This is a genomic window from Mycolicibacterium rutilum, from assembly GCF_900108565.1.
In the GTDB taxonomy this organism is placed as follows: Bacteria; Actinomycetota; Actinomycetes; order Mycobacteriales; family Mycobacteriaceae; genus Mycobacterium; species Mycobacterium rutilum.
Map to the genome: position 1 here is coordinate 4,774,900 of NZ_LT629971.1, position 24,632 is coordinate 4,799,531.

The 24,632-nt window shown below is 69.4% G+C and carries 18 protein-coding genes; 8 read left to right on the plus strand and 10 right to left on the minus strand.

Annotated features, from left to right (window positions below; genetic code table 11):
- Together BLW81_RS23235 and msrB are read left to right on the plus strand one after the other, a co-directional pair.
- Positions 1–7,320 (plus strand): nuclear transport factor 2 family protein, encoded by a 7,320-nt coding sequence (locus BLW81_RS23235; protein ID WP_083409222.1) that lies wholly within the window; start codon positions 1–3, stop codon positions 7,318–7,320.
- A gap of 12 nt (positions 7,321–7,332) precedes the next feature.
- On the plus strand, positions 7,333–7,746 hold the full coding sequence (msrB, locus tag BLW81_RS23240; protein ID WP_083409223.1) for a peptide-methionine (R)-S-oxide reductase MsrB: 414 nt from the start codon (positions 7,333–7,335) through the stop codon (positions 7,744–7,746).
- Positions 7,747–7,821: 75 nt separating this feature from the next.
- Here the strand turns inward: msrB and hemQ are convergent, their stop codons facing one another.
- The 3 genes from hemQ to hemE are packed head-to-tail and all read right to left on the minus strand — an operon-like array spanning position 7,822 to position 10,941.
- Positions 7,822–8,517 carry a hydrogen peroxide-dependent heme synthase gene (gene hemQ, locus BLW81_RS23245; protein WP_083409224.1) on the minus strand — a complete coding sequence of 232 codons (696 nt, stop codon included), beginning with the start codon at positions 8,515–8,517 and terminating at the stop codon, positions 7,822–7,824.
- Positions 8,518–8,521: 4 nt separating this feature from the next.
- Positions 8,522–9,880, minus strand: a complete 1,359-nt coding sequence (locus BLW81_RS23250; RefSeq protein WP_083409225.1) for a protoporphyrinogen oxidase — start codon at positions 9,878–9,880, stop codon at positions 8,522–8,524.
- On the minus strand, positions 9,877–10,941 hold the full coding sequence (gene hemE / locus BLW81_RS23255; RefSeq protein ID WP_083409226.1) for a uroporphyrinogen decarboxylase: 1,065 nt from the start codon (positions 10,939–10,941) through the stop codon (positions 9,877–9,879). Before hemE ends, BLW81_RS23250 begins: the two co-directional genes overlap by 4 nt.
- 120 nt (positions 10,942–11,061) lie before the next feature.
- Here hemE and BLW81_RS23260 point away from each other — a divergent pair, with 120 nt between their 5' ends.
- Both BLW81_RS23260 and BLW81_RS23265 read left to right on the plus strand, forming a co-directional pair.
- On the plus strand, positions 11,062–11,643 hold the full coding sequence (locus tag BLW81_RS23260) for a DUF3000 domain-containing protein (RefSeq protein ID WP_069416234.1): 582 nt from the start codon (positions 11,062–11,064) through the stop codon (positions 11,641–11,643).
- A 2-nt stretch (positions 11,644–11,645) separates the two neighbouring features.
- Complete coding sequence (locus tag BLW81_RS23265; RefSeq protein WP_083409227.1) at positions 11,646–12,923, plus strand: HRDC domain-containing protein; 1,278 nt, start codon at positions 11,646–11,648, stop codon at positions 12,921–12,923.
- On the opposite strand, the gene BLW81_RS23270 is transcribed toward BLW81_RS23265, so the two are convergent.
- Positions 12,913–13,827, minus strand: coding sequence for an alpha/beta fold hydrolase (locus BLW81_RS23270; protein WP_083409228.1), 915 nt, complete (start codon positions 13,825–13,827; stop codon positions 12,913–12,915). The two genes, BLW81_RS23265 and BLW81_RS23270, sit on opposite strands and share 11 nt — an antisense overlap.
- Positions 13,828–13,850: 23 nt before the next feature.
- A complete protein-coding gene (locus BLW81_RS23275) occupies positions 13,851–15,038 on the minus strand; it encodes a prolyl oligopeptidase family serine peptidase (protein WP_083409229.1) in 1,188 nt (395 codons plus the stop codon).
- Positions 15,039–15,138: 100 nt separating this feature from the next.
- Between BLW81_RS23275 and BLW81_RS23280 the strand changes: the two genes are divergently transcribed.
- Positions 15,139–15,648 (plus strand): phosphate-starvation-inducible PsiE family protein, encoded by a 510-nt coding sequence (locus BLW81_RS23280; RefSeq protein WP_083409230.1) that lies wholly within the window; start codon positions 15,139–15,141, stop codon positions 15,646–15,648.
- On the opposite strand, the gene dxs is transcribed toward BLW81_RS23280, so the two are convergent.
- The gene (dxs, locus tag BLW81_RS23285) at positions 15,645–17,558 is read right to left on the minus strand and encodes a 1-deoxy-D-xylulose-5-phosphate synthase (protein ID WP_083409231.1); all 1,914 of its coding nucleotides are present in this window, start codon (positions 17,556–17,558) and stop codon (positions 15,645–15,647) included. The two genes, BLW81_RS23280 and dxs, sit on opposite strands and share 4 nt — an antisense overlap.
- Before the next feature lie 28 nt (positions 17,559–17,586).
- The gene (gene nhaA, locus BLW81_RS23290) at positions 17,587–18,903 is read right to left on the minus strand and encodes a Na+/H+ antiporter NhaA (RefSeq protein ID WP_083409232.1); all 1,317 of its coding nucleotides are present in this window, start codon (positions 18,901–18,903) and stop codon (positions 17,587–17,589) included.
- A gap of 122 nt (positions 18,904–19,025) precedes the next feature.
- Here nhaA and BLW81_RS23295 point away from each other — a divergent pair, with 122 nt between their 5' ends.
- The gene (locus tag BLW81_RS23295) at positions 19,026–19,487 is read left to right on the plus strand and encodes an Rv1443c family protein (protein ID WP_083409233.1); all 462 of its coding nucleotides are present in this window, start codon (positions 19,026–19,028) and stop codon (positions 19,485–19,487) included.
- 1 nt (position 19,488) lies between these two features.
- Here the strand turns inward: BLW81_RS23295 and BLW81_RS23300 are convergent, their stop codons facing one another.
- The 3 genes from BLW81_RS23300 to BLW81_RS23310 are packed head-to-tail and all read right to left on the minus strand — an operon-like array spanning position 19,489 to position 23,215.
- Entirely contained in the window at positions 19,489–19,968 is a 480-nt protein-coding gene (locus BLW81_RS23300; protein WP_083409234.1) for an MSMEG_6728 family protein, read from the minus strand.
- 29 nt (positions 19,969–19,997) lie between these two features.
- Positions 19,998–21,215: a class I SAM-dependent RNA methyltransferase gene (locus BLW81_RS23305; protein ID WP_083409235.1), complete on the minus strand. Its 1,218-nt coding sequence runs from the start codon at positions 21,213–21,215 to the stop codon at positions 19,998–20,000.
- Positions 21,212–23,215, minus strand: a complete 2,004-nt coding sequence (locus BLW81_RS23310) for an APC family permease (protein ID WP_197680336.1) — start codon at positions 23,213–23,215, stop codon at positions 21,212–21,214. The genes BLW81_RS23305 and BLW81_RS23310 overlap by 4 nt, the downstream gene beginning before the upstream one ends.
- A 77-nt stretch (positions 23,216–23,292) precedes the next feature.
- Here BLW81_RS23310 and BLW81_RS23315 point away from each other — a divergent pair, with 77 nt between their 5' ends.
- Together BLW81_RS23315 and BLW81_RS23320 are read left to right on the plus strand one after the other, a co-directional pair.
- Positions 23,293–23,964 carry a potassium channel family protein gene (locus BLW81_RS23315; RefSeq protein WP_083409237.1) on the plus strand — a complete coding sequence of 224 codons (672 nt, stop codon included), beginning with the start codon at positions 23,293–23,295 and terminating at the stop codon, positions 23,962–23,964.
- 1 nt (position 23,965) lies between these two features.
- Positions 23,966–24,631, plus strand: a complete 666-nt coding sequence (locus BLW81_RS23320; RefSeq protein ID WP_083409238.1) for a potassium channel family protein — start codon at positions 23,966–23,968, stop codon at positions 24,629–24,631.
- Position 24,632 lies beyond the last annotated feature (1 nt).

Below are 24,632 nucleotides of genomic sequence, written 5' to 3' on the forward strand. Positions count from 1 at the left end.
ATGACCGAGCACCGCCGAGTCTGCTCCGGCTGCGGCACCGCGAACGAGGAGGATGCACGCTTCTGTGAAGGATGCGGCGCCTCGCTCGCGCAGGTCTGCGCGACGTGCGGAGTCGAGGCACGTGCCACCGCCCGGTTCTGCCGCGCCTGTGGCGCGCCGCTGCAGGCGGGTGCCGCCACCGACGTCTCCGCCACGCCGGTCCGCAAGACCGTCACCGTCCTGTTCGCCGACCTGGCCGGGTCGACGAGCTTCGAAGAGCAGGTGGACGCCGAGACCGCACGTGAGATCATCGGCCGCTACCACGACCTGCTACGCGCAACCGCCGACCGGCACCGGGCCGGCGTGGTCAAGTACATCGGTGACGGGTTCATGGCGGTTTGGGGAGTGCCCGACGTCGGGCCGCACGACGCCGTTCGCGCCGTCGAAGCGGCTGTCGCACTGCAGGAGTCGTTCGTCGACTTCGCCGCCATGGTCAACCGCCGGTACGCCGTAGAGCTGGCGTTGCGAGTGTCGGTCAACACCGGCGAGGTCGTCGTCGGCGCCGACGACGCCGATCTCGTCAGTGATGCGCTCAACGTCGGCGCACGACTGGAGTCGGAGTGCCCGCGGGGGCAGGTCGTCGTCGGCGAGGAGACGTGGCGCGCCACTCGCGGCCGATACCGGTACGAATCACTGGGACGTGTGCAGGTCAAAGGCCGCAGCGCGGCGGTGGCGGTTTACCAGTGCCTCGGGACCGCGGCCGAGGTCACCGACGCCACTCCCCTCGTCGGACGCACCGACGAGATCCGGCGCCTGCAAGCGGTCCTGGACGACGCCGTGACCGGCGGCGGGGCCCGGTTGGTCACCCTCATCGGGGATCCCGGCGTCGGCAAGACGCGGCTCGCGAACGAATTCGGTGCCCGCTCGTCGCATGCGTCGGTGTTGCAGGCCCGGTGCGACACCGAGGGGACGGTGGCACTGGCGCCGCTCGTGGAGATGTTGCGCGGTATCGACCTCCATGTAGCCGTGCCCACGGGCACTCCCGAACGCGACCGGCTACTGCGTGACCTCGACGGATTGACCACCGGTGTCCCCGGCTCGGTCGAGGAGAACTTCTGGGCGCTGCGCCGTTTCGTCGAGGTGTCGGCGACATCGGGCCCCGTCGTACTCGTCCTCGACGACATCCAGTGGGCCGACACGCTGTTGCTCGACTTCATCGAGCACCTGCTGGAATGGGTGCGCGGCGTGCCGGTGCTCGTGCTCGCACTGGCGCGTCCCGAATTGCGGCAGCTGCGGCCCGATCTCGTCACGGCGAGCCGGTGGGTGGCCGAGGCGATCCACCTCGACGGACTCGACGCCGCCGCGACCGCCGAACTCGCCGCCACCGTGCTCGGCGCCAACCGCCTGCCCGACGACCTGCTGCACCGATTACCGGCGTCGACGGGCGGCAACCCGCTTTTCGTCAGGGAGTTCATCGGGATGTTGGCGCACGACGGCGTGCTCGTCGAACAACCGAACGGATGGCGACTCACCATCGACGTGGACGCCATCTCGATACCACCCACCATTCATGCGCTGCTGGCGTCGCGGCTGGAACGGCTCGACACCGTGGATCGGCGGGTCCTCGAAATCGCCTCGGTGGTCGGCAGCGACTTCTCCCCCTCCGCCATTCGCGCCCTGACCACCCTTGACGAGCCAGCGATCAACCTGGCGCTCAACAGGCTTCGCAGGGGCGATCTTGCGCAGCCCAGCGGCAGCTACCTGGGCAACGAGCCGGTGTGGCGGTTTCATCACGTGCTGATCCGCGATGTCGCCTACCGCCGGCTGCTGAAGTCGGAGCGCGCAGAACTGCATCAGCGGCTGGCCGACTGGCTGCGGACCGGCGGCGGCGCGACGTTTGAATCCGACGAACTCATCGCACGCCACCTCGAGGCGGCGCATACCTACCGTGTCGACCTCGGCGAGCCCGCCGACGATCTGGCTCTGCGCGCCGCGCGCTATTACGCCGCGTCGGCCCGGCGCGCACTCGACCGCGACGAGCTGGTGTCGGCGGGCGCGCAGGCGGCTCGGGGAGCGGTACTCGCCGGCGACGACCCGGCGGTGCACGCCGACCTGCTGCTCATCGGGTGTGAGGCGTTCCTGTCTGCCGGCGACGTCGCGTCGGGGACACCGCTGGTCGAGGATTTGGAGCGAATCGCCGGAAACATGTTGCGGCCGTGGGCCATCTGTTATCGCTGCCAGCTGCAGGTTTACACCGAACCCTCCCGCCTGCCGGATGTCGATGCGCGGCTGCAGGAGGCCATCGACGAATTCTCCCGTCGCCAGGATCCAGCGGGTCTGGCCAAGGCGCACCGGGTGCGGGCCAGTGCCCGGTCCCGACTCGGCCGGATCGGTGACTGCGAGGCAGACCTGTTTGAAGCCCTCATCGCCGCGCGGCGCAGTGGAGACCACCGCCAGATCACCGCGGCGCTGGGTGCCGCGCCCAGCGCCGCACTGTGGGGGCCGAGTCCGGTACCCAAGGCGGGCGGCCGCTGTCTCGATGTGGTGCGCATGCAACGGATGACGACGGCCGCACCGTCGCTCGAGGCCACGTCGCTGCGCTGCCTGGCCGTGCTGGAGCTGTTGCGCGGCCGACCCGACAGGGCCCGGTCGATGCTGGCCGACGCCCGTCAGGTGGTGGCCGATCTCGGCCTGCGGCATGGACTGATGGAGACCGAGTTGTTCGCCGGGATCATCGAGTCCATGGACGGCGACCCGGTTGCCGCCGAACCGCATTTCCGCGCCGCGCTGGAAGGACTCGAGGCGTTGGGGGTCGGCGCTGACGCAGGCCAGGCGGCCGCACTGCTGGCCCGCTCGCTACTGGCCCAGGGGCGAGTCGAGGAGGCCGACCGCTACGCGGACATCAGCGAACACCTTGCGGGTCAGAACTTGAAGACGGCAATCGCTTGGCGCGCAGTACGGGCGGAGATCATTTCGGCGCAGGGTAGCCACGACGAGGCCGTCGCGATCGCGCGGGACGCGGCCGAGGTGGCCCGCGGCACCGATCTCATCCTCGACCATGCCGACGCGTGCCTGGCGTTGAGCCGAGTGCTGTCGGCGGCCGGTGATCCCCGCGGAGCAGGCGACGCCCGGGCGGACGCCGAGCGCCTGTATGCGGCGAAGGAGGTGGCCGCCGCCATCTCTCGCCCGGTCGAATCGCTCACGACGGCAGTGGCCGGCACCGGGTCGAGGCTGGCTAGGGCCAACCGCGCAACTGACACCATGGGCGCGGTGGTCGACGCACTGCGGGCCCACGACCTCGAGTCGGCGATGGCCCGGTTCAGCGATCGCATCGTGTTCGATGACCACCGCCGCCTGAGCGGTGATGCGATCGTCGACATGCGCGCGGCGACAGCTCGAGTGCTGCAGCACTACAGCAACTTCGAGTGGGGCGTGCTGGCCGTGCGCGGGGAGCGACTGCAGATGAGCTGGAGCCGCTGGTCCGACGACTCCGGCAACGAGACCACCCACCTGCACATACAGCAGATCGACGTCGGCGACCACATCGTGTACGAGGGCCGCTTCGACGAGGACGACTTCGAGGACGCCTACCGCGAGCTCGATCGCCGGTACTACGCCGGGGAGGGTGCGACGTACGCGCTCAACGGGCTACCAGCCAGCGAGGCTCCGCTACTTATGGCGCACAGTGAGTTCGACCGCCTCGTCGGCGAGCTCAGCGTCCCGGAACTACGCGTGGAGAGCCGGTCCAGCCGGGCTTTCCCCGATCGGACCGGTGCGGATTTGCGCGACAGCCTCGTGGAACTCAACACATTTGTCGCGTCGAAGAAGGCGTGGATGTCGGTGGTGCAGTGGCTTTCGCCGACGGTGACCGTGTCACGCCTGGAACGCGAGGCCGTCGGCGCCGACGGCGAACGCTACACCTGGACGATGCTGCTTGCGACTGAACACCGCGACGGACGGTTCGTCACGATGTGCGAGTTCGACGCCGACGACGAGGAGGGTGCGTTCGCCTACGCCGAGGATCGAGTGCGCGGCGCGTCCACCCGCATGGCCGTCACCAATACGTCGTGCGCGCATATCCCGGAAATCATCGCGGCGTTGCGGGCGCGCGATATCGAGGGCGCACTGGCGGTGTTCGCCGAGGACTTCGTCTACGACGATCGCCGCCGCCTCGGAGGTGACCCGATCGCAGGGCGCGACGGGATGCGCGCGGCCATCGAGCGCGTGTTCGCCCAGTACGCCGACTTCGAATTCCGCGTACTCGCGGTACGTGGCGACCGATTGCACCTAGCGTGGAGCCGCTGGTCGGATGACGACGGTAACGAGGCGATCACCCACTACGTCAACGAGATCGACGAGCGGGGTCGCGTCTGCTATCAGGGCCGTTTCGACGAACACGACTTCGAGGGCGCCTACCGCGAGCTCGAACGCCGGTTCTACGACGGCGAAGGTGCGGCGTTCGCGACCTCGGGCGCGGTCGCGACCGAATACATGGCTGCGTTGATCAACGGTGAAATCGACCGGGCGCTCGGGCACCTCACCACGCCCGACTTCCGCTTGACCAACCATTCGAGAGCCGCATTTCCCGACCCCTCGGTCAGTGATCTGCGGACGAGCTACGCGGACCTCAGCGAGATGGTCGACTCCGCGCGGATGTGGCCGTCGGTCGGACTGTGGCTCTCGGCGAACCTGTGCGTCAGCCGCCTTGAGCAGGAGGCCGTCGGCCGCGACGGCGAACGATATGCGTGGACGTGGATCGCGGTCAGCGAGATCCGCGAGGGCAAGTTCGCGTCGGCATCCCTATTCGATCTCGATGACGAAGAGGCGGCGTTCGCGTACGCCGAGGAACGCACACGCGCGAACGATACTCGCTTGGCGACGACCAATAGGTGCTGCACCAGCGTCGCGACGCTGCAGCGAGCGATGCAGGCGGGCGACCTCGACGGCGGTGTCGCCTGCTACGCGAACCCGTCGGTGTACGCCGACCATCGACGGATACGGGGCGACCCGGTCCGCAACGCCGCGGGCCTGCGCGCCGCTGGCCAACGAATCCTCGCCCAGTACAGCACATTCCAGTGGCGCACCCTCGCCGTACGCGGTGAGACGCTCAGTCTGCAGGCGAGCACGTGGTCCGACAAGGCCGGGAACCGGACGGACTACCTCCATGTCTACGAAGTCGGCGACGACGGACTGTTCGTGTACGAAGGCCGCTTCGACAGCGACGACTTCGAAGCCGCGTACCGGGACCTCGATCGTCGGTTCTATACCGGTGAAGGCGCACCCTACGCGGAGTGCGGCCAGGTGGCGACGGACTGGGTGCTCGCGTTGTCCAACGGTGATTTCGACCAGGCCTTCGGAGACCTGAGTACGCCAGATCTTCGGATCGTCAACAGATCTCATGCGCTTTTCCCCGATCGGTCTGCCGCCGACCTTCGCGCGAGCTTCGAGGAGTTGTCGGCGATGGTCAGCTCGTCGCGATCATGGGTGGCCGCGCTGCGGTGGGTGTCGCCTTCGGTGCTCGTCATTCGCTTGGAACGCGAAGCCACCGGTCACGACGGTGAGGGGTACCGGTGGACGAGGTTGCACGTCTGCCAGTTCCGCGACCTGCGCCTGGCATCGGTCGCCCAGTTCGAGATCGATGACGAGCAGGCCGCATTCGCGTACGCCGCGGAGCAGACGACGGCGCGAGCGAGCCGGCTTCGGGTACAGAACCGAGCCAGCGAGAAAACCGAAGAACTCATGAGAGCGATGGCGGCTCGCGACGTCGATGCGGCGATGGCCTGCACCGCGGCCGGGTACATCTACAACGATCACCGACGACTCGCGGGCGGCCCCGTCGCCGGCGGGGCTGAATTGCGCACCGCCTTGGAGCGGATCCTCGCGCAGTACCAGCAGTCCGAATGGCGGACGCTTGCGGTGCGTGGTGACCGGTTGAGCCTGCACTGGAGCCGCTGGTCCGATGATGCTGGCAACGAGACCGCATACCTGCACCTGTTCGAGATCGACGACGCGGGTCTGTTGTCGTCCGAAAGCCGTTTCGATGAGGACGATTTCAACAGCGCTTACCGGGAACTCACGCGACGCTATTGTGCGGGCGAGGGAGCGGCCGTCGCCGCTGCCACGTCGATTGCGACGGAGGTGATGGTCGCTCTCAACGACGGTGATGTACACCGCGCGTTCGGCGAGCTTCATGACCCCGCGCTACGGGTGACGAATCGGTCCAGTTCCGTGTTCTCAGATCGCACGGTAGCTGAGTTCCGGTCCGCCTTCGAAGGCCTCGCCGAGTTTGTGGTGTCGGTGCGATCGTGGAACTCGCAGGAGCACTGGATTTCTCCAACATGCTGCGTAGCAACCTTCCAGCGCGAGGCGGCCGGGCCTGACGGCGAGCAGTACGCGTGGACGCGACTAGTGGTTGGCGAGTTCGCGGCCGGGCGCTGCTCGGCGTTGTGCGAGTTCGAAATCGATGATGAAGAGGCCGCCTTCGCCTACGCCGAGGAGCGGGTGCGCAGCTCCGCCAGTCGGCTTGAGGTCGCCAACCGAGCAAGTAGCGCCTGGCACAAGGTGGGCCAGGCGATGCAAGCCCACGACCCCTCCGCAGCAGCAGCTTTGTTCGCTGACTGGTACGACTACGACGACCGGTGGAAGATGGCCGCAGAACCCCCCAGCGATGTCTACACGGCATGCGTCCAAATCCTCGACCAGTACTCGTCGTTCGAGGGCGACACCCTGGCGGTGCGCGGTGACACGCTGCAGTTGTCGCGCACCCGGTGGTCCAACGACTCTGGTTACGAGACCCGTTATCTGTATGTGATCGAGACTGACGCCGAAGACCGTATTTGCTACTACGGCCGCTTTGGGGAGGACGACTTCGACGCGGCGTACCGGGAACTGGACCACCGTTTCTACCGCGGCGCGGGTGCCGCGTTCGCGGAGGCGGGTACGACGGTCACGGAGTACGCGGTCGCCCTGAACAACAACGACTACGACCGCGCGCTCGGCGTCCTCAGCACTGCAGACTTCCGCTTGCATGATCGAACGCGGTCAGGCTTCGGGGACCGCTCCGCCGCCGATCTGCGCGTCACCTACGAAGACCTCACGGCGATGATGGAATCCACGCGCATATGGCACTCGTCGATCCACTGGCTGTCGCCGACGGTGGCGATCGGCCGGTTCGAGGGGGAAGCGGTCGGACGCGATGGGAAGCGGCACGCGTGGTCGTTCGTCGATGTGGCCGGAGTTCTTGACGGGCGTCTGGACTGGGCCTGCCAATTCGACCTCGACGACGAGGCGGCGGCCTTCGCGTATGCCGAGCAGCGGGTGCGTGCGGCAGAGGATCGCTAGTAGCGTGGAGTGATGACCATTCCGGCTCCCAAACTGCAGCTGACCGACGACGAGTGGCGCCAGAAGCTGACCCCCGAGGAGTTCCACGTCCTGCGTGAGGCCGGCACCGAGCGCCCGTTCACCGGCGAGTACACCGACACCAAGACCGAGGGCATCTACGAGTGCCGCGCCTGCGGCGCCGAACTGTTCCGCAGCACCGAGAAGTTCGAGTCGCACTGCGGCTGGCCGTCGTTCTTCGACCCCGCGGACTCCGATGCGGTGATCCTGCGGGCCGACGACTCGCTGGGCATGCACCGCGTCGAGGTGCTGTGCGCCAACTGCCACAGCCACCTGGGCCACGTCTTCGAGGGCGAGGGCTACCCCACCCCGACCGACCAGCGCTACTGCATCAACTCGATCTCACTGCGGCTCAAGCCGAACTCCTGACGCGAAGATTGCGAGCAGGGTCGTGATCGGATTCGCATCACGACCCTGAGCGCAATCTTGACGCGAGAGGCAAACTCAGGGCAGCCGGTCGACCAGCTGCTCGGCGCTGATCCGCGGCCCGGTGAAGAACGGCGTCTCCTCGCGCACGTGCCGCCGCGCGTCGGTGGCCCGCAAATCGCGCATCAGGTCCACGATCCGGTGCAGTTCGGGCGCCTCGAACGCCAGGATCCATTCGTAGTCGCCCAGCGCGAACGCCGGCACCGTGTTCGCGCGGACGTCCTTGTAGTCGCGGGCGGCCATGCCGTGCTCGGCCAGCATGCGGCGGCGCTCCTCGTCGGGCAGCAGGTACCAGTCCAGCGACCGCACGAACGGATACACGCAGATGTAGTTGCCCGGTTCCTCACCGGCGAGGAACGCCGGGATGTGGCTCTTGTTGAACTCCGCGGGGCGGTGCAACGCCACGTTGCTCCACACCGGGTCGCTCGCGCGGCCCAGCGTGGTGGTGCGGCGGAAATCGGCGTAGGTCGCCTGCAGCGCCTCGACGTTGTCGGCGTGCGTCCAGATCATGAAGTCGGCGTCGGCGCGCATGCCCGCGATGTCGTACAGGCCGCGGACCACGACCCCGCGCTCCTCCTGCTGCTTGATGAACGTCGCGGTCTCGTCGGCGACCGCCGCACGCTCGTCGCCGAGCTCCCCCGGTCGCACCGAGAACACCGAGAACATCAGGTAGCGGATCGTCGAGTTGAGCGCGTCGAAGTCGAGCTTGGCCATAGCCCTATCGTGCCACGCGGGCGGTCACCAGCGACGCGGCCGCCCTGGTGGCCGCCGCCACACATGCGGGCACGCCGATCCCGTCGAGGAAGGCGCCCGCCACCGCGATCGTCGGCGGCAGTCCGGACCGCAGCTCGCCGATCAGCTCGCCGTGGCCGGGACCGTACTGCGGCATCGCGTCGATCCACCGCTGCACGTGGCAGTCGACCGGTTCGGTGTGCACCCCGAACAGCGTCGCCAGGTCCTCCGCCGCCCAGCCGAGCAGATCCTCGTCGCCGGCGCCGCGAGTCAGGTTGTCGCCGAACCGGCCGAACGACAGCCGCACCAGTTCCACGTTGCCGCGCGGCCCCCACTTGCGCGACGTCAGCGTCACGGCCTTGGCCCGCAGCCGCTGCTCCCCCGACGCGACCAGCACACCGGACTGCTGCGGCAGCGGCGTGCCGCCGGGCAGCGCCAGCGCCACCAGCGCCGTCGACGCCACCGGGATGCGCCGCGCGGCCGCCGCCGTGCGCGGCGCGACGTCGGCGACCATGCGCGCCAGCACCGGCGCAGGCACCGCCAGCACCATTGCGTCGGCGTGGTGGCGGGTCCCTTCGTCGTCGACCAGGTCCCAGCCGGCCGCCGCCCGGGCCACCCGCTCGATGCCGACCTGCACCCACTGCGCCCGAGCCCGGCGGATCAGCTCGTCGACCAGCACCCGGTAACCGCCGTCGACGGCCCCGAACACCGATCCGGTGACCGGCGGCGGCACCGCCTCGCGCACGGCGTCGGTGAGGCTGCGCGCGCCGCGATCCAACGCCCCGGCCAGCGTCGGCACCGCCGAGCGCACCCCGATCGTCGCCGCCGAACCCGCGTACACGCCGGCCAGCAGAGGTTCGACCGATCGGGTGACGACCTGGTCACCGAAGCGGTCGCCGACCAGTTCGGCCACCGACGGGTCCGCACCGTGCCGCCAGCGCAGCGGGCGGTTGCGCTCGTCGTGCATGCGGGCGATCGTCGCGTCGTCGACGAGTCCGGCCAGCGCCGACGGCTGCGCCGGGATCCCCTGCAAGGTGCCCGCCGGCAGCGGGTGCAGCCGGTCCTGGCTGTAGATCAGCGGCCGCGCGCCGGTGGTGCCGACCTGGCGGTTCGCCAGACCCAGCTCGGCCAGCAGCGCCGGCACCTCCGGCCGGCGGGCGACGAACGCCTCCGCGCCGACGTCCATCGCCTGGCCGCCGATGCGTTCGGTGCGCAGCGCGCCGCCGAGCCGGTCGGCCGGGTCGAACAGCGTGATCGAGGCCTGCGGACCGGCCGCGACCCGCAGCCGGTAGGCGGCGACCAGACCGGAGATCCCCCCGCCGACGACGCAGTACGCCGGGCTCATAGCGAGTGCACCAACGTCACCACCTCGGTGATCACGCCGGGATCAGTGCCGGGCAGCACGCCGTGGCCGAGGTTGAACACATGGCCCGCGGCCCCGGCGTCGACGGCGCGCCGGCCGTCCTCGACGACGGCCCGCGCGGCCCGTTCGGCGACCGGGTAGCCGGCCAGCAGCACCACCGGATCGAGGTTGCCCTGCAGCGCGGTGCCGGGCACCACCCGGGTTGCGGCGTCGGCCAGTGCGGTGCGCCAGTCGACGCCGGTGACCGCCGGGGCGCCGTGACCCGACGCGGCCTGCGACATCGCGCCGAGCAGTTCGGCGGTGCCCACCCCGAAGTGCGTCATCGGCACACCGGCGGCGGCCAGCGTCTCGAACACCCGGGTGCTGTGCGGTTGCACGTATTTGCGGTAGTCAGCCAGCGACAGCGTCCCGGCCCACGAGTCGAACACCTGGATCGCGTCGACGCCGGCGTCCACCTGCATCTGCAGGAACCCGATCGTGACGTCGGTCAGCGCGCTCATCAGCGCGTGCCAGGTGTCGGTGTCGCCGAGCATCATCGCCTTGGTGCGCTCGTGGTTGCGGCTGGGGCCGCCCTCCACCAGATACGACGCCAGCGTGAACGGCGCCCCGGCGAACCCGATCAGCGGGACGTCACCGAGCTCGGAGACCAACATGCCGACGGCTTCGGCGACCGGCGCGACCTGTTGCGACTCAAGCGGTTTGACCGCGGCCACGTCGGCGGCCGTGCGGATCGGGTGCTCGATCACCGGGCCGACGTCGGGCACGATGTCGAGCGCGATGCCCGACGCGCGCAACGGCACCACGATGTCGGAGAACAGAATCGCGGCGTCGACACCGTGCCTGCGGATCGGCTGCAGCGTGATCTCGGTGATGAGTTCGGCGTCGAAGCACGCCTGCATCATGGTGTTCTTGGCGCGCAGCTCGCGGTACTCGGGCAGCGAGCGACCGGCCTGCCGCATGAACCACACGGGCACACGACTGGGTTTGCGGCCGCTCGCGGCGGCCAGATACGGCGACTCGGGCAGCTCACGGCGGTTGTTCATCGCTTTCAATGCTGCCATGCGGACGCGCGGGAGCCGCCCTCGCCTCAACCGGACGCGTTGCTCTGACGAATCGGCGCGCCACGCGCACAGACCTGCCCAGATGGGCTAGCGTCAATCGTCGTGACCACCGCCGAACCGGCTCAGTTCCGCGAAGCGGTGGCGGCGATGAATGCCACCACCGTCCGACCGGAAATCGAGCTGGGCCCGATCCGCCCGCCGCAGCGGCTGGCGCCGTTCAGCTATGCGCTGGGCGCCGAGGTCCGCCACCCCGAGACGGCGATCGTGCCGGAACGCTCCGAGGGCGATGCGTTCGGCCGCCTGATCCTGCTGCACGACCCCGAGGGCGCGGAGGCCTGGGACGGCACGATGCGCCTGGTCGCCTACATCCAGGCCGACCTCGACTCCAGCGAGGCCGTCGACCCGCTGCTGCCCGAGGTCGCGTGGAGCTGGCTCGTCGACGCGCTCGCGCAGCGCGAGGAGCACGTCACCGCACTGGGCGGCACGGTCACCGCCACGACCTCCGTGCGCTACGGCGACATCTCGGGGCCCCCGCGGGCGCATCAGCTCGAGCTGCGCGCCTCATGGACGGCGACGACGCTGGACCTCGGGCCCCATGTCGAGGCGTTCTGCGAGGTACTCGAGCACGCCGCCGGGTTGCCGCCGCAGGGCGTCACCGATCTGAGCTCCCGCACCCGCGCCTGACGATGGTCGACCGCGAACCAGCCGACTCGTCCGAGGTGGCCGCCGAACCGAGCGAACCGGCCGAGCCCGACGCCACCCCGCTGCTGGCGCCCCGCGACGGGGTGCCGGACCTGTCGATCAGCGTCAGCGAGATCCGCAGGGCCGCAGAGCTTTTGGCGACCGGGCACGGACCGTTCGCCGTCGACGCCGAGCGGGCGTCGGGGTTCCGGTACTCGAATCGGGCCTACCTCATTCAGATTCGGCGTGACGGCGCGGGTACGGTGCTGATCGACCCGGTCAGCCACGGCGCCGATCCGGTCGCGACGCTGGCGCCGGTCGCCGAGGTGCTCGGCACCGACGAGTGGGTGCTGCACGCCGCCGACCAGGACCTGCCGTGCCTGGCCGAACTCGGCATCCGGCCGCTGCGGCTCTACGACACCGAACTGGCGGGCCGGCTGGCCGGCTACGACAAGGTCAACCTCGCCGCGATGGTGCAACGGCTGCTGGGGCTGCAGTTGATGAAGGGCCACGGCGCCGCGGACTGGTCGCAACGTCCGCTGCCCGACGAGTGGCTCAATTACGCCGCACTCGACGTCGAAGTGCTCATCGACCTGCGCCACGCCATCGCCGGTGTGCTCGAGGAGCAGGGCAAAACCGAATGGGCGGCACAGGAATTCGAGCATCTGCGCACCTTCGAGGCCTCGCCCACCCGGCGGGAAAGGTGGCGGCGCACGTCAGGTATCCACAAGATCCGCGACCCGCGCGCGCTGGCCGCGGTCCGCGAGTTGTGGACCGCCCGCGACCAAATCGCCCAGCGCCGCGACATCGCGCCCGGACGCATCCTGCCCGACGCGGCGATCATCAATGCCGCGACCACCGACCCCGACACCGTCGACAAGCTCACCGCGCTGCCCGTGTTCGGCGGCAACCGCCAGCGGCGCAGCGCCAAGGTGTGGCTGGACGCGCTGGCGCGCGCACGCAGCACCGACGACCCGCCCCGCTCGCAGGAGCCGTCGAACGGTCCCCCGCCGGCGTCGCGGTGGGCCAGGCGCAAGCCCGAGGCCGCTGCCCGGCTGGAGGCGGTCCGCGCCGGGTTGGCCACTGTGTCGCAACGGGTTTCGGTGCCGACGGAGAATCTGATCTCCCCCGACGTGGTGCGCCGGCTGTGCTGGGACTGGGAGCTCCGTGCGGATACCGACGACATCGCGGCCACGGTCGATGAGTTCCTGCGCGACGCGCGGGCGCGGCCCTGGCAGCGGGAGTTGACGGTGCCGGTGCTGGCCGAGGCGCTCAAGCACTGAGCACCTTGTCCACGTGGGCGAAGAAGTGCGTCAGCACCTTATCGGGCGCCTCGAGTTGCGGCCAGTGACCGATGCGGTCCGAGAGCATCACCACATCGGCGTCGGGAATGACCTCGGCGTATCGGCGGGCCATGTGCGCGCCGGAGTTCGGGTCGACCGGGCCGTCGATGAGGCGCATCGGGACCGCCGTCTGCCGCATCGCGCGCACCCACCGGTTGCGGTGGGTGTAGCGGTCGCCGATGAACCGGCCGACCTTGTGCAGCACCTTCTTGCCGTCGTTGTACTCGAGGATCTCGTGGAACCGGTCCATCAGTTCGCGTGACGGTTTGGTGTCGGGGCCGAACATCTCGTTGACCGTGGGTTCGAGGATCCGGCGCGACAGCGGACTGCCTTGAAGCGCGCTCAGCACATCACCCAGCGGGGTGCCCGACATGAGCTTCTGCATCGTCCGCGGCGTGTAAACCTCGTTGAACAGCCCACCGTTGAGCCAGGTGATCGACTCGTAGCGCACCGTCCCGTACGCGTGCTGGCCGAACTCGCTGCGCGCCAACAGTTCCTGGCCCACCGAATCACCGAGATCGTGGGCCAGCAGATGGCAGCGGTCGACCTGCAGGTGGTCGAGCAGCGCCTCGTGCATATCGGCGTGGTCGGGCACCGAGTACCCGTACGCGGACGGTTTGGCCGAAAAGCCCATCCCGATCATGTCGGGGGCAATGACGGTGAAGCGTTCGGTGAGCGCCGGCCAGATCATAGACCAGTCCCACGAGTTGAACGGGTAGCCGTGCACGGCCAGCAGGATCGGTGCAGTGCCCAGCGGCGGCCCGTCGACCCGGTAGAAGATCTCGAAGCCCAGATAGTCGAAGAACTGGCCCGCGGCCTTCCAGCGCTGCAACTCGGCGTCCATCCGCCGCAGCCTACCCGCGGCGGTCAGCCGAACTGGCGCGCCAGAAACGGCGTCGAGTCCGCCAGCGACGCGAGCACGGTGCCGGAGTGGTCTTCGTCGGGATAGACCCGCAGCGTGACGTCCTGATCGTGGGCCGACAGTTGCTCGCTGAACCGCAGCGTGAGATCCGGTGGCACGTCGCGGTCGCGCAGGCCGACGCCGAGGAAGATCGGCCGGTCGTAGCCGTCGGCCGGGATGCCCATGTACGCATCGACGGCCTGCGCGGCGCCGGGTATCGAGGTCAACGGCGCAGTGAAGAAACCCGGGACGGTCGCGTCGGCCAGGGCCGCGGAAAGATCTGCCAGACATTGGGTTTCGGCCTGGTCGGCGGCTCGGCGACCGGCCGGGCTGAGGATGCGGTTCAGGTCGAGGTCGGGGCGCGCCTCGCGCAGCGCGGCGACGATGTAGGCGGTGTAGGCGTTGGCCACCGGGCCGAGCGCCGCCGGCACCGCCATGTCGGGGCCGGCCTGTTTGACGATGGTCTCGACGTGGGCCGGGGTGCCGGTGGCAACCACGCCGCGGTAGTCCAGTCCCGCGCCGGCGCTGAACTCGCTGGCCCACCGCGCGGTCGCGACCGCCGCCGCCCCGCCCTGCGATTGGCCGACGACGGCCCATTTCGGTGACAGCGCCAACCCCATCCGGCGGGCAGCGATGACCGAGTCCACGACGCCGCGTGCCGTGGTGACGCTGTTGAGGTAGCTCATCAGGCCCGGGGTCCCCAGCCCGGCGTAGTCGCTGCCCACCACCGCGTAGCCCTGGTCGAGCCAGTGCGTCAGGTACTCGTTGTCGCGGTCGCTGCGGGCCCGTGCCGACGGTGTGCAGTCGTCCCCGAGGCCGACGGTGCCGTGCGCCCAGGCCACGACGGGCCAACCGCCGGGCGGCGGCGGTGTTTTCGGCGTGAAGACGACCGCCGTGCTGACCGCCGGACGGTCGTGCTGGTCGATGGTGGCGTAGAGGATGCGGTAGGCCGCGCCCGCTCCGGCCACCGACAGCGCGGGATCCAGCGGAACCGATTCGATCAACCCGCCGGGCGCCGGGATCGGCCCGTCATAGTGGCGGACGTCGAGATCCGACCACTGTGGCGCCGCCGCCGACGCCACCGGAATCCCCGCGACCGCGCCCGCCAACAGCAGCGCGGTGAGCAGAATACGAACGACGCCAACCGATTTCATGCGTCAACCCTATCGTTTGCCTGGCGAGCCTCAGCACGCGCCCGCGGTGAACCGCCCCGAAGTGCCCGTGTCCGCGCACGAAACCGCATAGCGTGAGCGGATGGCGGAGCAGGACGAGACCGAACACGAAGAGGACCGGCAACGGTTCGCCGACCGCGTGTTGAGCTTCGCCGAGGACGCGGTCTACTGGGCGATCGCCGTCGTTCTGCTCGCCGGGTCCGTGGCGCTGCTGGTCGCGCAGGTCAACACGATCATCCGCGGCCTCGGCTCGAGCCCCACCAGCACGGTGATGCTCGAGGTGCTCGACGGCCTGCTGCTGATCTTCATCTTCGTCGAACTGCTCTACGCCGTGCGGACCTCGCTGCGCTCACACGAGATCGTCGCCGAACCGTTCCTCATCGTCGGAATCCTGGCGTGCATCAAGGAGATCGTCGTGATGTCCGTCGAGGCCGCCAAACTCGTGCCCAACGGGCCGGAGTTCGCGCGCGCCATCGTGCAGGTCGGCGTGCTCGGCGGCCTGGTGCTGATCCTGACGGTGTCGATCTTCGTGCTGCGGGTGCAGCGCCGCGGCGCCAGCGACGAGGCCGCCGAGGTGGCCGACGAGAACTAGTCCAGGCGCTCGCTGACCTCGGCCTCGGTGACGGCTGCGCCCTGCGCGGCGACCCAGCCGGTGATCTGGCGCGCCACCGTGCGGTCGGTCAGCCCGACCTCGGCGAGCACCTCACCGCGCGACGCCTGCGCGAAGAACTCCTGCGGCAGGCCGACATCGCGGCACGGCACGTCGATCTCCCTGCGCCGCAACGCCGCCGACACCGCCGAGCCGATACCGCCGTTGACGCCGTTGTCCTCGAGCGTGACGACGAGCTTGTGCCCGCGGGCCAGCTCGGCGATCACCTCGGGCACCGGCAGCACCCAGCGCGGGTCGACGACGGTGACGCCGATGCCCTGGTTGCGCAGCAGGTCGGCGATCGACAGCGCCATCGCCGCGAACGGCCCGACCGCGACGATCAGCACGTCGTCGGACAGATCCTCGGCGGGCACGCCGAGCACGTCGACACCGTCGCGGCGCTCCAGCGCCGGGATGTCTTCGCCCACATCGCCCTTCGGGAACCGGATCGCGGTCGGCCCGTCGTTGATCTCGAGCGCCTCGCCGAGTTCCTCACGCAGCCGGGCACCGTCGCGCGGCGCGGCCACCCGCATCCCGGGCACGATGCCCAGCATCGACAGGTCCCACATGCCGTTGTGGCTGGCGCCGTCGGGACCGGTGATACCCGAGCGGTCCAGCACCATCGTCACCGGGAGTTTGTGCAGCGCGACGTCCATCATCAGCTGGTCGAACGCGCGGTTCAGGAACGTCGAGTAGATCGCGACGACGGGATGCAGCCCGCCCATCGCCAGGCCCGCCGCCGACGTCATGGCGTGCTGTTCGGCGATGCCGACGTCGAAGAACCGGTCGGGGAACCGCTGCCGGAACGCGGTCAGGCCGGTCGGCCCGGGCATGGCGGCGGTGATGGCCACCACATCGCGGCGGCGGGCGGCCAGCGCGATCAGCGCCTCGGAGAACGTCGACGTCCAGCCGGGACCCGGCACCGACGTCGCCAGCCCCGTCTCGGGGTCGATGACGCCGCAGGCATGCATCTGGTCGGCCTCGTCGTTCTCGGCGGGCGCGTAGCCCATGCCTTTGCGGGTGACGACGTGCACGATCACCGGCATGTTGAACCCGCGGGCGTGACGCAGCGCGGACTCCACGGCCTGCTCGTCGTGGCCGTCGATCGGCCCGACGTACTTGAGGCCGAGGTCGGTGAACATCACCTGCGGCGACAGGGCGTCCTTGATGCCGGCCTTGATGGAGTGCATGCACTGGTAGCAGAACTCGCCGATGACCGGGACGCCGCGCACCGCCTTGCGGCCCTCTTCGAGGACGCGCTCGTAGCCCGGCTGCAACCGCAGCCCGGCCAGGTGCTCGGCGAACCCGCCGATCGTCGGCGCGTAGCTGCGGCCGTTGTCGTTGACGACGATCACGACCGGGCGTCGCGAAGCGGCGATGTTGTTGAGCGCCTCCCAGCACATGCCGCCGGTGAGCGCACCGTCGCCGACGACGGCGACCACATGCCGGTTGCGGTGCCCGGACAGCTCGAAGGCCTTGGCCAGCCCGTCGGCGTAGGACAGCGCCGCACTGGCGTGGCTGGATTCCACCCAGTCGTGCTCGCTCTCCTCGCGCGACGGATAACCCGACAACCCGCCCTTTTTGCGCAGCGAGCCGAACTCGTGGCTACGCCCGGTCAGCATCTTGTGCACGTAGGACTGATGCCCGGTGTCGAAGATGATCGGGTCGTGCGGCGAGTCGAAGACGCGGTGCAGCGCCAGGGTGAGCTCGACGACGCCGAGGTTGGGGCCGAGATGCCCGCCGGTTGCAGCGACCTTGTGGATCAGGAATTCACGGATCTCGCGCGCCAGATCGCTCAGCTGCGGCTGGCTAAGGTGCTGCAGATCGGCGGGACCGCGGATCTGTTCAAGCATTCCGTCAGTCTACGCAACCCCGTCGTAGTCAGTCCTGCCGAGACTGGTAGATGTCGGGCACACCGTCGTCGTCGGAGTCGGCGGTCTCCTCCTCCCATATGGCCCGGTACTGGCGGTTTCGCAGCCGCAACAGGACAGCCGCCAACGCGGCGGAACACACCGACCCGACCAGGACGCCGATCTTCACGAAATCGTCACGATCGCTGCCCAGCCCGTAGGCGAGGTCGCCGATCAGCAGCGAAACCGTGAACCCGATCCCGGCCAGCATCGAGATGCCGAGCACGTCGACCCAACGAAGCTCGGCGTCGAGGTTGGCGCGGGTCACACCGGCCAACACCCGGGTCGTCGTGAAGATGCCGACCGGTTTTCCGACGATCAACCCGAATACGATGCCCAGCGCGATGGGGTCGGTCAATGCCTCGCCCAGACCCGAGAACCCGCCGATGTTCACGCCTGCGGCGAAGAACGCGAACACCGGAACCGCGATGCCAGCCGAGATCGGTCGGATGCGGTGCTCGAAGTGTTCGGCCAGGCCCGGGCCGGCGTCCGGGCCGCCCGTGGCCTCGGAGCGCTTCACCGGAACCGCGAAGCCGAGCAGCACGCCGGCCACCGTCGCATGCACGCCGGACTCGTGCATCAGCACCCACGTGCAGACCGCCAGCGGGATCAGCAGCCACCAGGAGCGGATGCGGCGCTGCACGCACAGCGTGAACAGCGCCAGCGGGACGAGCATCGACGAGAGCGCAATCACGTTGATCTGTTCGGTGTAGAACACCGCGATCACCAGGACGGCCAGCAGGTCGTCGACCACGGCCAGCGTCAGCAGGAAGATGCGCAGCGCCGACGGCAGATGCGTCGAGATCACCGCCAACACCGCGACCGCGAACGCGATGTCGGTGGCCGTGGGGATCGCCCAACCGCGCAGCGCCCCGTCCCCGACATGGGCAGTCACCGCGGCGAAGATCAGCGCAGGCACGATCATGCCGCCGACGGCGGCTGCGATGGGCAGCGACGCGCGGGCCGGATCGCGCAGGTCACCGGCGACGAATTCGCGTTTGAGTTCCAGCCCGACGACGAAGAAGAAGATGGCCAGCAGGCCGTCGGCCGCCCACGCCCCGACCGTGAGGGTCAGGTGCAGGCCGAAGGGGTCGCCGCCGAGTTCGAGGTCGCGCAGCGCGAAGTAGGCGCCCGACCACGGCGAATTGGCCCAGATCAGCGCGACCGCGGCGGCGACGAGCAGCACCGCGCCGCCGACTGTCTCCCGGCGCAGGACCTCGGCGAGCCGTTTGGTCTCCGGCCAGGAGCCGCGGGTCAGCAGTCGCCGGGTCGGGCGGGGCTCGGTCATCGGTTCTCCCGGTAGGCAGTGTCCATCGAACGCCGACCAGACTTCCCGGCACACCGCGACTGAACCTATCAACGCGACAAGAGACCCGCAGACGATGGCGGCTCGGTTACGTTGACACGACGATGATCATCGAACGTGCCGGCACCGTCGACGCGCCGGTTGCGCGCGTCTGGGAGCGCATCGTCACCCCCGAGGGCATCAACGACGAGATGCGGCCGTGGATGACGATGTCGATGCCGCGCGGCGCCCGCGACCTGACGGTCGACACCGTCCCGGTCGGCACGCCGGTCGGCCGGTGCTGGCTGCGGTTGTTCGGGGTGCTGCCGTTCGACTACGACGACCTGATGATCGCCGAGCTGTGGCCGGGCCGCGGCTTCCACGAGGAGTCGACGATGCTGAGCATGCGGTTGTGGCGCCACGAACGCACGCTCGACCCCGTCGACGAGGCGCGCACGGTGGTGCGCGACCGCCTGACCTTCGAACTGCGTGGCCCGCTGCGAGTGCTGACACCGGTGATCGCGGCGGGCATCGGCGCGCTGTTCAGCCATCGGCAACGACGTCTCGCGCGCCATTTCGGCGGCTGAATCAGATCGCGACGCGGCGCGGCCGGTCCGATCCCGGCCAGACGTACTCCAAGTCGTCGGGAACGTCGGGGAAGAACGTGCGGTAGTGGCCGGGGTCCTTGCGCACCAGCACCGACTGGTGGCTGCGGTGAAACGCCGCGTCGCCCAGCCACGGCGGCAACTCCCCCGCCGCGGCCAGTTCGTCCTGGGTGCGCGGCGTGCCGATACCGATGTTCTGGGTGAGGTCGGTGACCATCGTCGTCGCGCAGGTGTCGGCGTGCCCGAGCAGACACCACGCCGCGCAGATGTCGAGCCCGTAGCGGACCAGCGCCTCCTCGTAGCCGGCCCACATCGCGGCGGCCGGGTGGTGGCGCCACCCATAGCCGGGCACCGTCAGCGCCCGCACCACCTGGATGGCCTCCACCCGCTGCTTGCCGAGGCGTTTCGTGTCCAGCACACGCGCGGTCTCGTCGAACCGCGGGCAGGGCAGGAAGGTCTGCATCCCTTGCGGGATACCCGTTTCTGTCGGAGTCAGCGGCTCAGGATCGCGACGCACTCGACGTGGTGGGTGAGCGGGAACGAGTCGAACACCCGCACCTCCTCGACGTCGTAGCCGTGCTGCCGGTAGAGCCCGACGTCGCGGGCGAACGCCGCGGCCTCACAGCCGATGTGGATCACCCGCGGCACGCCGGCCGCGGCGAGCAGGTCGACCACCTCGCGGCCGGCACCGGTGCGCGGCGGATCGAGCACCGCGACGTCGGCGCGGCGGCGCCGGGTGCTCAGGGCGCGGCGCACCGAGTCGGTGACGACCGACACCCAGCCCAGGTCGGCCAGCGCGGTGCGCGCGGCGCGGGCTGAGCCCCGCGAGGTGTCGACGGTGACGACTTCACCCGTCTCGCCCACCGCATCGGCCAGCACCGCCGCGAAAACCCCTGCGCCGCCGTACAAGTCCCATGCCGTCATGCCCGCGCTGAGCTGCGCCCAGCCGGCCACCAGCTCGCTGTAGACCCGCGCGGCGTCGCGGTGCGCCTGCCAGAACGCGGTGACCGGCACCCGCCAGGTCCGGCCGCCGACGCGCTGGACCGCCTCGTAGTCGCCCTCGATCACCTCGGTGAGCGCCTTGCGCGCGGTCTTGGTGGCCGGCTGCGGACCGGACTGCACGACGTGGCGACGGCCATCGTCGTCGAGCGCGATGTGCAGGTGCGCGCCCGGCGGCCAGGCGCGCGTGTCGAGCTCGTCGAGCATCCCGGCGGGCAACTGCGCGCAGGACAGGTCGGTGACCAGTTCGTCGCTGTGGAAGCGGTGAAACCCGGCCCGCCCGTCGGCGGCGGTGTCCAGCCGGACCCGGGTGCGCCATCCGGTGGCGCCGGTGTCGCCGACGGGTTCGGCGGCGGCGTCGGACTCGTCGCGCCAGTGGTAGCCACCCAACCGCGACAGCTGGTTGGCCACGACTGCGCCCTTGAGCCGGCGCACCGCGTCGGGCGTGGCGAACGCCATGTCGCAGCAACCCGAACCGTGCACGCCGGCGATCGGGCAGAGTGACGGAACGCGGTCCGGCGACGGTTCGACAACCTCGATTGTCTCTGCGTGCCAATAGGATCCGCGGTCGCTGACCACCCGGGCCCGGACGGTCTCGCCGGGCAGCGCGTAGCGCACGAACACCACCCGGCCCTCGTGGCGGGCCACACAGCTGCCGCCGTTGGCGGGCGGCCCGACGGTCAGGGTCAGTTCGGCGGGCTGATCGCTCACTCGAGGAAGCCCCTGCGCGCGTCACCGGGCGCCGACTGCGGCTGCAGCGTCTTGAGCCGCTCCGACGAATTGAGTTGCCACGGAACCGAAGTCACCATGACGTTCGGTTCGAACAGCAGGCGGCCCTTGAGCCGCAGCGCGCTCTGGTTGTGCAGGATCTGCTCCCACCAGTGGCCGACGACGTACTCGGGGATGAACACCGTGACGACGGTGCGCGGGGACTCCTTGCTGATCCGCTTGACGTAATCGAGGACCGGGCGGGTGATCTCGCGGTACGGCGAGGCGATGACCTTGAGCGGGACGCTGATGTCGCTGTTCTCCCACTTGTGCACCAGCGCGCGGGTTTCGCCGTCGTCCACGCTGACGGTGATCGCCTCGAGCGTGTCGGGTCGGGTCGCTCTGGCGTAGGCCAGCGCGCGCATGGTCGGCAGGTGCAGTTTGGACACCAGCACGACGGCGTGGTTACGGCTCGGCAGCACCATGTCGGTTTCCTCGGCGGCCTGCTCCTCGAGTTCGCGCGCCACGGTGTCGTAGTGCTTGCGGATCAACTTCATGATGACGAACATCGCGCCCATCGCCAGGATCGCGATCCACGCTCCGGCAACGAATTTCGTGACGACTACGATGACCAGCACGGTGCCCGTGCACGCGCAGCCGATCGTGTTGATCACCCGTGACCGCACCATCCGGCGCCGGATCACCGGTTCGGTCTCGGTGCGCAGCAACCGCGTCCAGTGCCGCACCATGCCGACCTGGCTGAGCGTGAACGAGACGAACACACCGACGATGTAGAGCTGGATCAGCGCGGTGACCTCGGCGCGGAACGCCACCACGAACGCGATCGCCGCGAGCGCGAGGAACAGGATGCCGTTGGAGAACGCGAGCCGGTCACCGCGCGTGTGCAACTGACGCGGTAGGTACCGGTCCTGCGCGAGGATCGAACCCAGCACCGGGAAACCGTTGAACGCGGTGTTGGCCGCCAGCACCAGGATCAGCGCCGTGACGCCGGCTATGAGGAACAGCCCGATCGTGAAGTCGTGGAACACCGCGTCGGCCAGCTGCGCGATGAGCGTCTTCTGGTGGTAGTCCGCGGGAGCGCCGACCAGCTGCTCGTGCGGCCGCTCGGCGATCTGCACGCCGGTTTCCTTGGCCAGCATGATGATTCCCATGAACAACGTCACCGCGATCAGGCCCAGCAGCGCCAGCGTCGTCGCGGCGTTGCGCGACTTCGGCTTGCGGAACGCCGGCACACCGTTGCTGATGGCCTCCACCCCGGTCAACGCCGCGCTGCCCGACGAAAACGCCCGCGCGACGAGGAACACCAGCGCGAAGCCCAGGATCTCCCCGTGTTCGGAATGCATCTCGAAGCCGGCGGATTCGGCCCGGATCTGTTCGTCGAGCACGAAGATCTGGAAGAACCCCCAGCCCAGCATCGCGAAGATGCCGATCATGAACGCGTAGGTGGGGATCGCGAACGCGATCCCGGATTCGCGGATGCCGCGCAGGTTCATCGACGCCAGCAGCAGGATCGCGATCACCGCGAACAGCACCTTGTGCTGGTTGATGAACGGCACCGCCGACCCGATGTTCGACATCGCCGACGACATCGACACCGCAACGGTGAGCACGTAGTCGACCAGCAGCGCGCTGGCCACCGTCAGTCCCGCGGTCGGGCCCAGATTGGTGGTGACCACCTCGTAGTCGCCGCCGCCGGACGGATAGGCGTGCACGTTCTGCCGGTAGCTCGCGATGACCACCACCATCACCCCGGCCACGGCCAATCCGATCCACGGCGTCATCGAGTACGCGGCCAGACCGGCCACCGACAGCACCAGGAAGATCTCCTCCGGCGCATACGCCACCGAGGACAGCGCGTCGGAGGCGAACACGGGAAGGGCGATGCGTTTCGGCAGCAGCGTGTGCGAAAGCGTGTCGCTGCGGAACGGCCTGCCTAGAACCAACCGCCGCGCGACGGTGGAAAGCTTGGACACGACTGCCAAGAGTAAGCCCGAAGGCAAACAGCCGTCAGAAAGCTGTAGCGTTCCGACTGCGCGGGTTCGACAGAAAGGACCGTGGAGTGCGTGTAGTGGTGATGGGCTGCGGCCGGGTGGGCGCGTCGCTATCGGACAGCTTGGCCCGGATCGGCCACGACGTCGCGGTCATCGACCGGGACAGCACCGCGTTCCACCGGCTCTCGCCGGAGTTTTCCGGCGAGCGGGTCCTCGGGATGGGGTTCGACCGCGACGTGTTGCTGCGGGCGGGCATCGAGGAGGCGGGCGCCTTCGCGGCGGTGTCCTCGGGCGACAACTCCAACATCATCTCGGCGCGGGTCGCCCGCGAGACCTTCGGCGTGGAGCGGGTGGTGGCCCGCATCTACGACGCCAAGCGCGCAGCGGTCTACGAACGGCTGGGCATCCCGACGGTGGCGACCGTGCCGTGGACCACCGACCGCCTGCTCAACGTGTTGACCCGCGAGACCGAGACCGCCAAATGGCGGGACCCCACGGGCAACGTCGGGGTGACCGAACTGGCGATCCACGAATCGTGGGTGGGCCGGCGGATCACCGACCTCGAAGCGGCCACCGGCGGCCGCGTGGCGTTTCTGATCCGGTTCGGCGCCGGCCTGCTGCCCGACCCCAAGACCGTCATCCAGGCCAGCGATCAGGTGTTCCTGGCCGCGATCGCCGGGCACATCGCCGAAGCGCTGGCCATCGCGGCGCTGCCGCCGAGCGAGGACATTGAGAGCTGACATGAAGGTCGCCATCGCCGGGGCCGGCGCCGTCGGCCGCTCCATCGCCCGCGAACTCGTCGACACCCACGACGTCACGCTGCTGGAACGCAACCCCGACCACATCGACGTCGACGCGATCCCCGCCGCGCAGTGGCGGCTCGGCGACGCCTGCGAGCTGACCGTGCTGGAGTCGATCGGGCTCGAGGAGTTCGACGTGGTGATCGCCGCCACCGGCGACGACAAGGTCAACGTCGTGGTCAGCCTGCTGGCCAAGACCGAGTTCGCGGTGTCGCGGGTGGTGGCCCGCGTCAACGACCCGCGCAACGAGTGGCTGTTCGACGAGAACTGGGGTGTGGACGTCGCGGTGTCCACCCCGCGCATGCTGGCCTCCCTGGTCGAGGAGGCCGTCGCGGTCGGAGATCTGGTGCGGCTGATGGAGTTCCGCAAGGGGCAGGCCAACCTCGTGGAGATCACGCTGCCCGACGACACCCCGTGGGGCGGCAAGCCGGTCAAGCGCCTCGAACTGCCCCGCGACTGTGCGCTGGTGACGATCCTGCGGGGGCCGCGGGTCATCGTGCCCGAATCCGATGAACCGCTCGAGGGCGGCGACGAGTTGCTGTTCGTCGCGGTGGCCGAGGTCGAGGACCAGTTGCAGGACCTGCTGCTGCATCCGCAGCAGCGCTGAG

Excerpts from the sequence above, each read along its gene's own strand:
- BLW81_RS23235 (WP_083409222.1), top strand. The coding sequence starts at position 1 with ATGACCGAGCACCGCCGAGTCTGCTCCGGCTGCGGCACCGCGAACGAG.
- msrB (WP_083409223.1), top strand. The coding sequence starts at position 7,333 with ATGACCATTCCGGCTCCCAAACTGCAGCTGACCGACGACGAGTGGCGC.
- hemQ (WP_083409224.1), bottom strand. The coding sequence starts at position 8,517 with ATGGCCAAGCTCGACTTCGACGCGCTCAACTCGACGATCCGCTACCTG.
- BLW81_RS23250 (WP_083409225.1), bottom strand. The coding sequence starts at position 9,880 with ATGAGCCCGGCGTACTGCGTCGTCGGCGGGGGGATCTCCGGTCTGGTC.
- hemE (WP_083409226.1), bottom strand. The coding sequence starts at position 10,941 with ATGAACAACCGCCGTGAGCTGCCCGAGTCGCCGTATCTGGCCGCCGCG.
- BLW81_RS23265 (WP_083409227.1), top strand. The coding sequence starts at position 11,646 with ATGGTCGACCGCGAACCAGCCGACTCGTCCGAGGTGGCCGCCGAACCG.
- BLW81_RS23270 (WP_083409228.1), bottom strand. The coding sequence starts at position 13,827 with ATGGACGCCGAGTTGCAGCGCTGGAAGGCCGCGGGCCAGTTCTTCGAC.
- BLW81_RS23275 (WP_083409229.1), bottom strand. The coding sequence starts at position 15,038 with ATGAAATCGGTTGGCGTCGTTCGTATTCTGCTCACCGCGCTGCTGTTG.
- BLW81_RS23280 (WP_083409230.1), top strand. The coding sequence starts at position 15,139 with ATGGCGGAGCAGGACGAGACCGAACACGAAGAGGACCGGCAACGGTTC.
- dxs (WP_083409231.1), bottom strand. The coding sequence starts at position 17,558 with ATGCTTGAACAGATCCGCGGTCCCGCCGATCTGCAGCACCTTAGCCAG.
- nhaA (WP_083409232.1), bottom strand. The coding sequence starts at position 18,903 with ATGACCGAGCCCCGCCCGACCCGGCGACTGCTGACCCGCGGCTCCTGG.
- BLW81_RS23295 (WP_083409233.1), top strand. The coding sequence starts at position 19,026 with ATGATCATCGAACGTGCCGGCACCGTCGACGCGCCGGTTGCGCGCGTC.
- BLW81_RS23300 (WP_083409234.1), bottom strand. The coding sequence starts at position 19,968 with ATGCAGACCTTCCTGCCCTGCCCGCGGTTCGACGAGACCGCGCGTGTG.
- BLW81_RS23320 (WP_083409238.1), top strand. The coding sequence starts at position 23,966 with ATGAAGGTCGCCATCGCCGGGGCCGGCGCCGTCGGCCGCTCCATCGCC.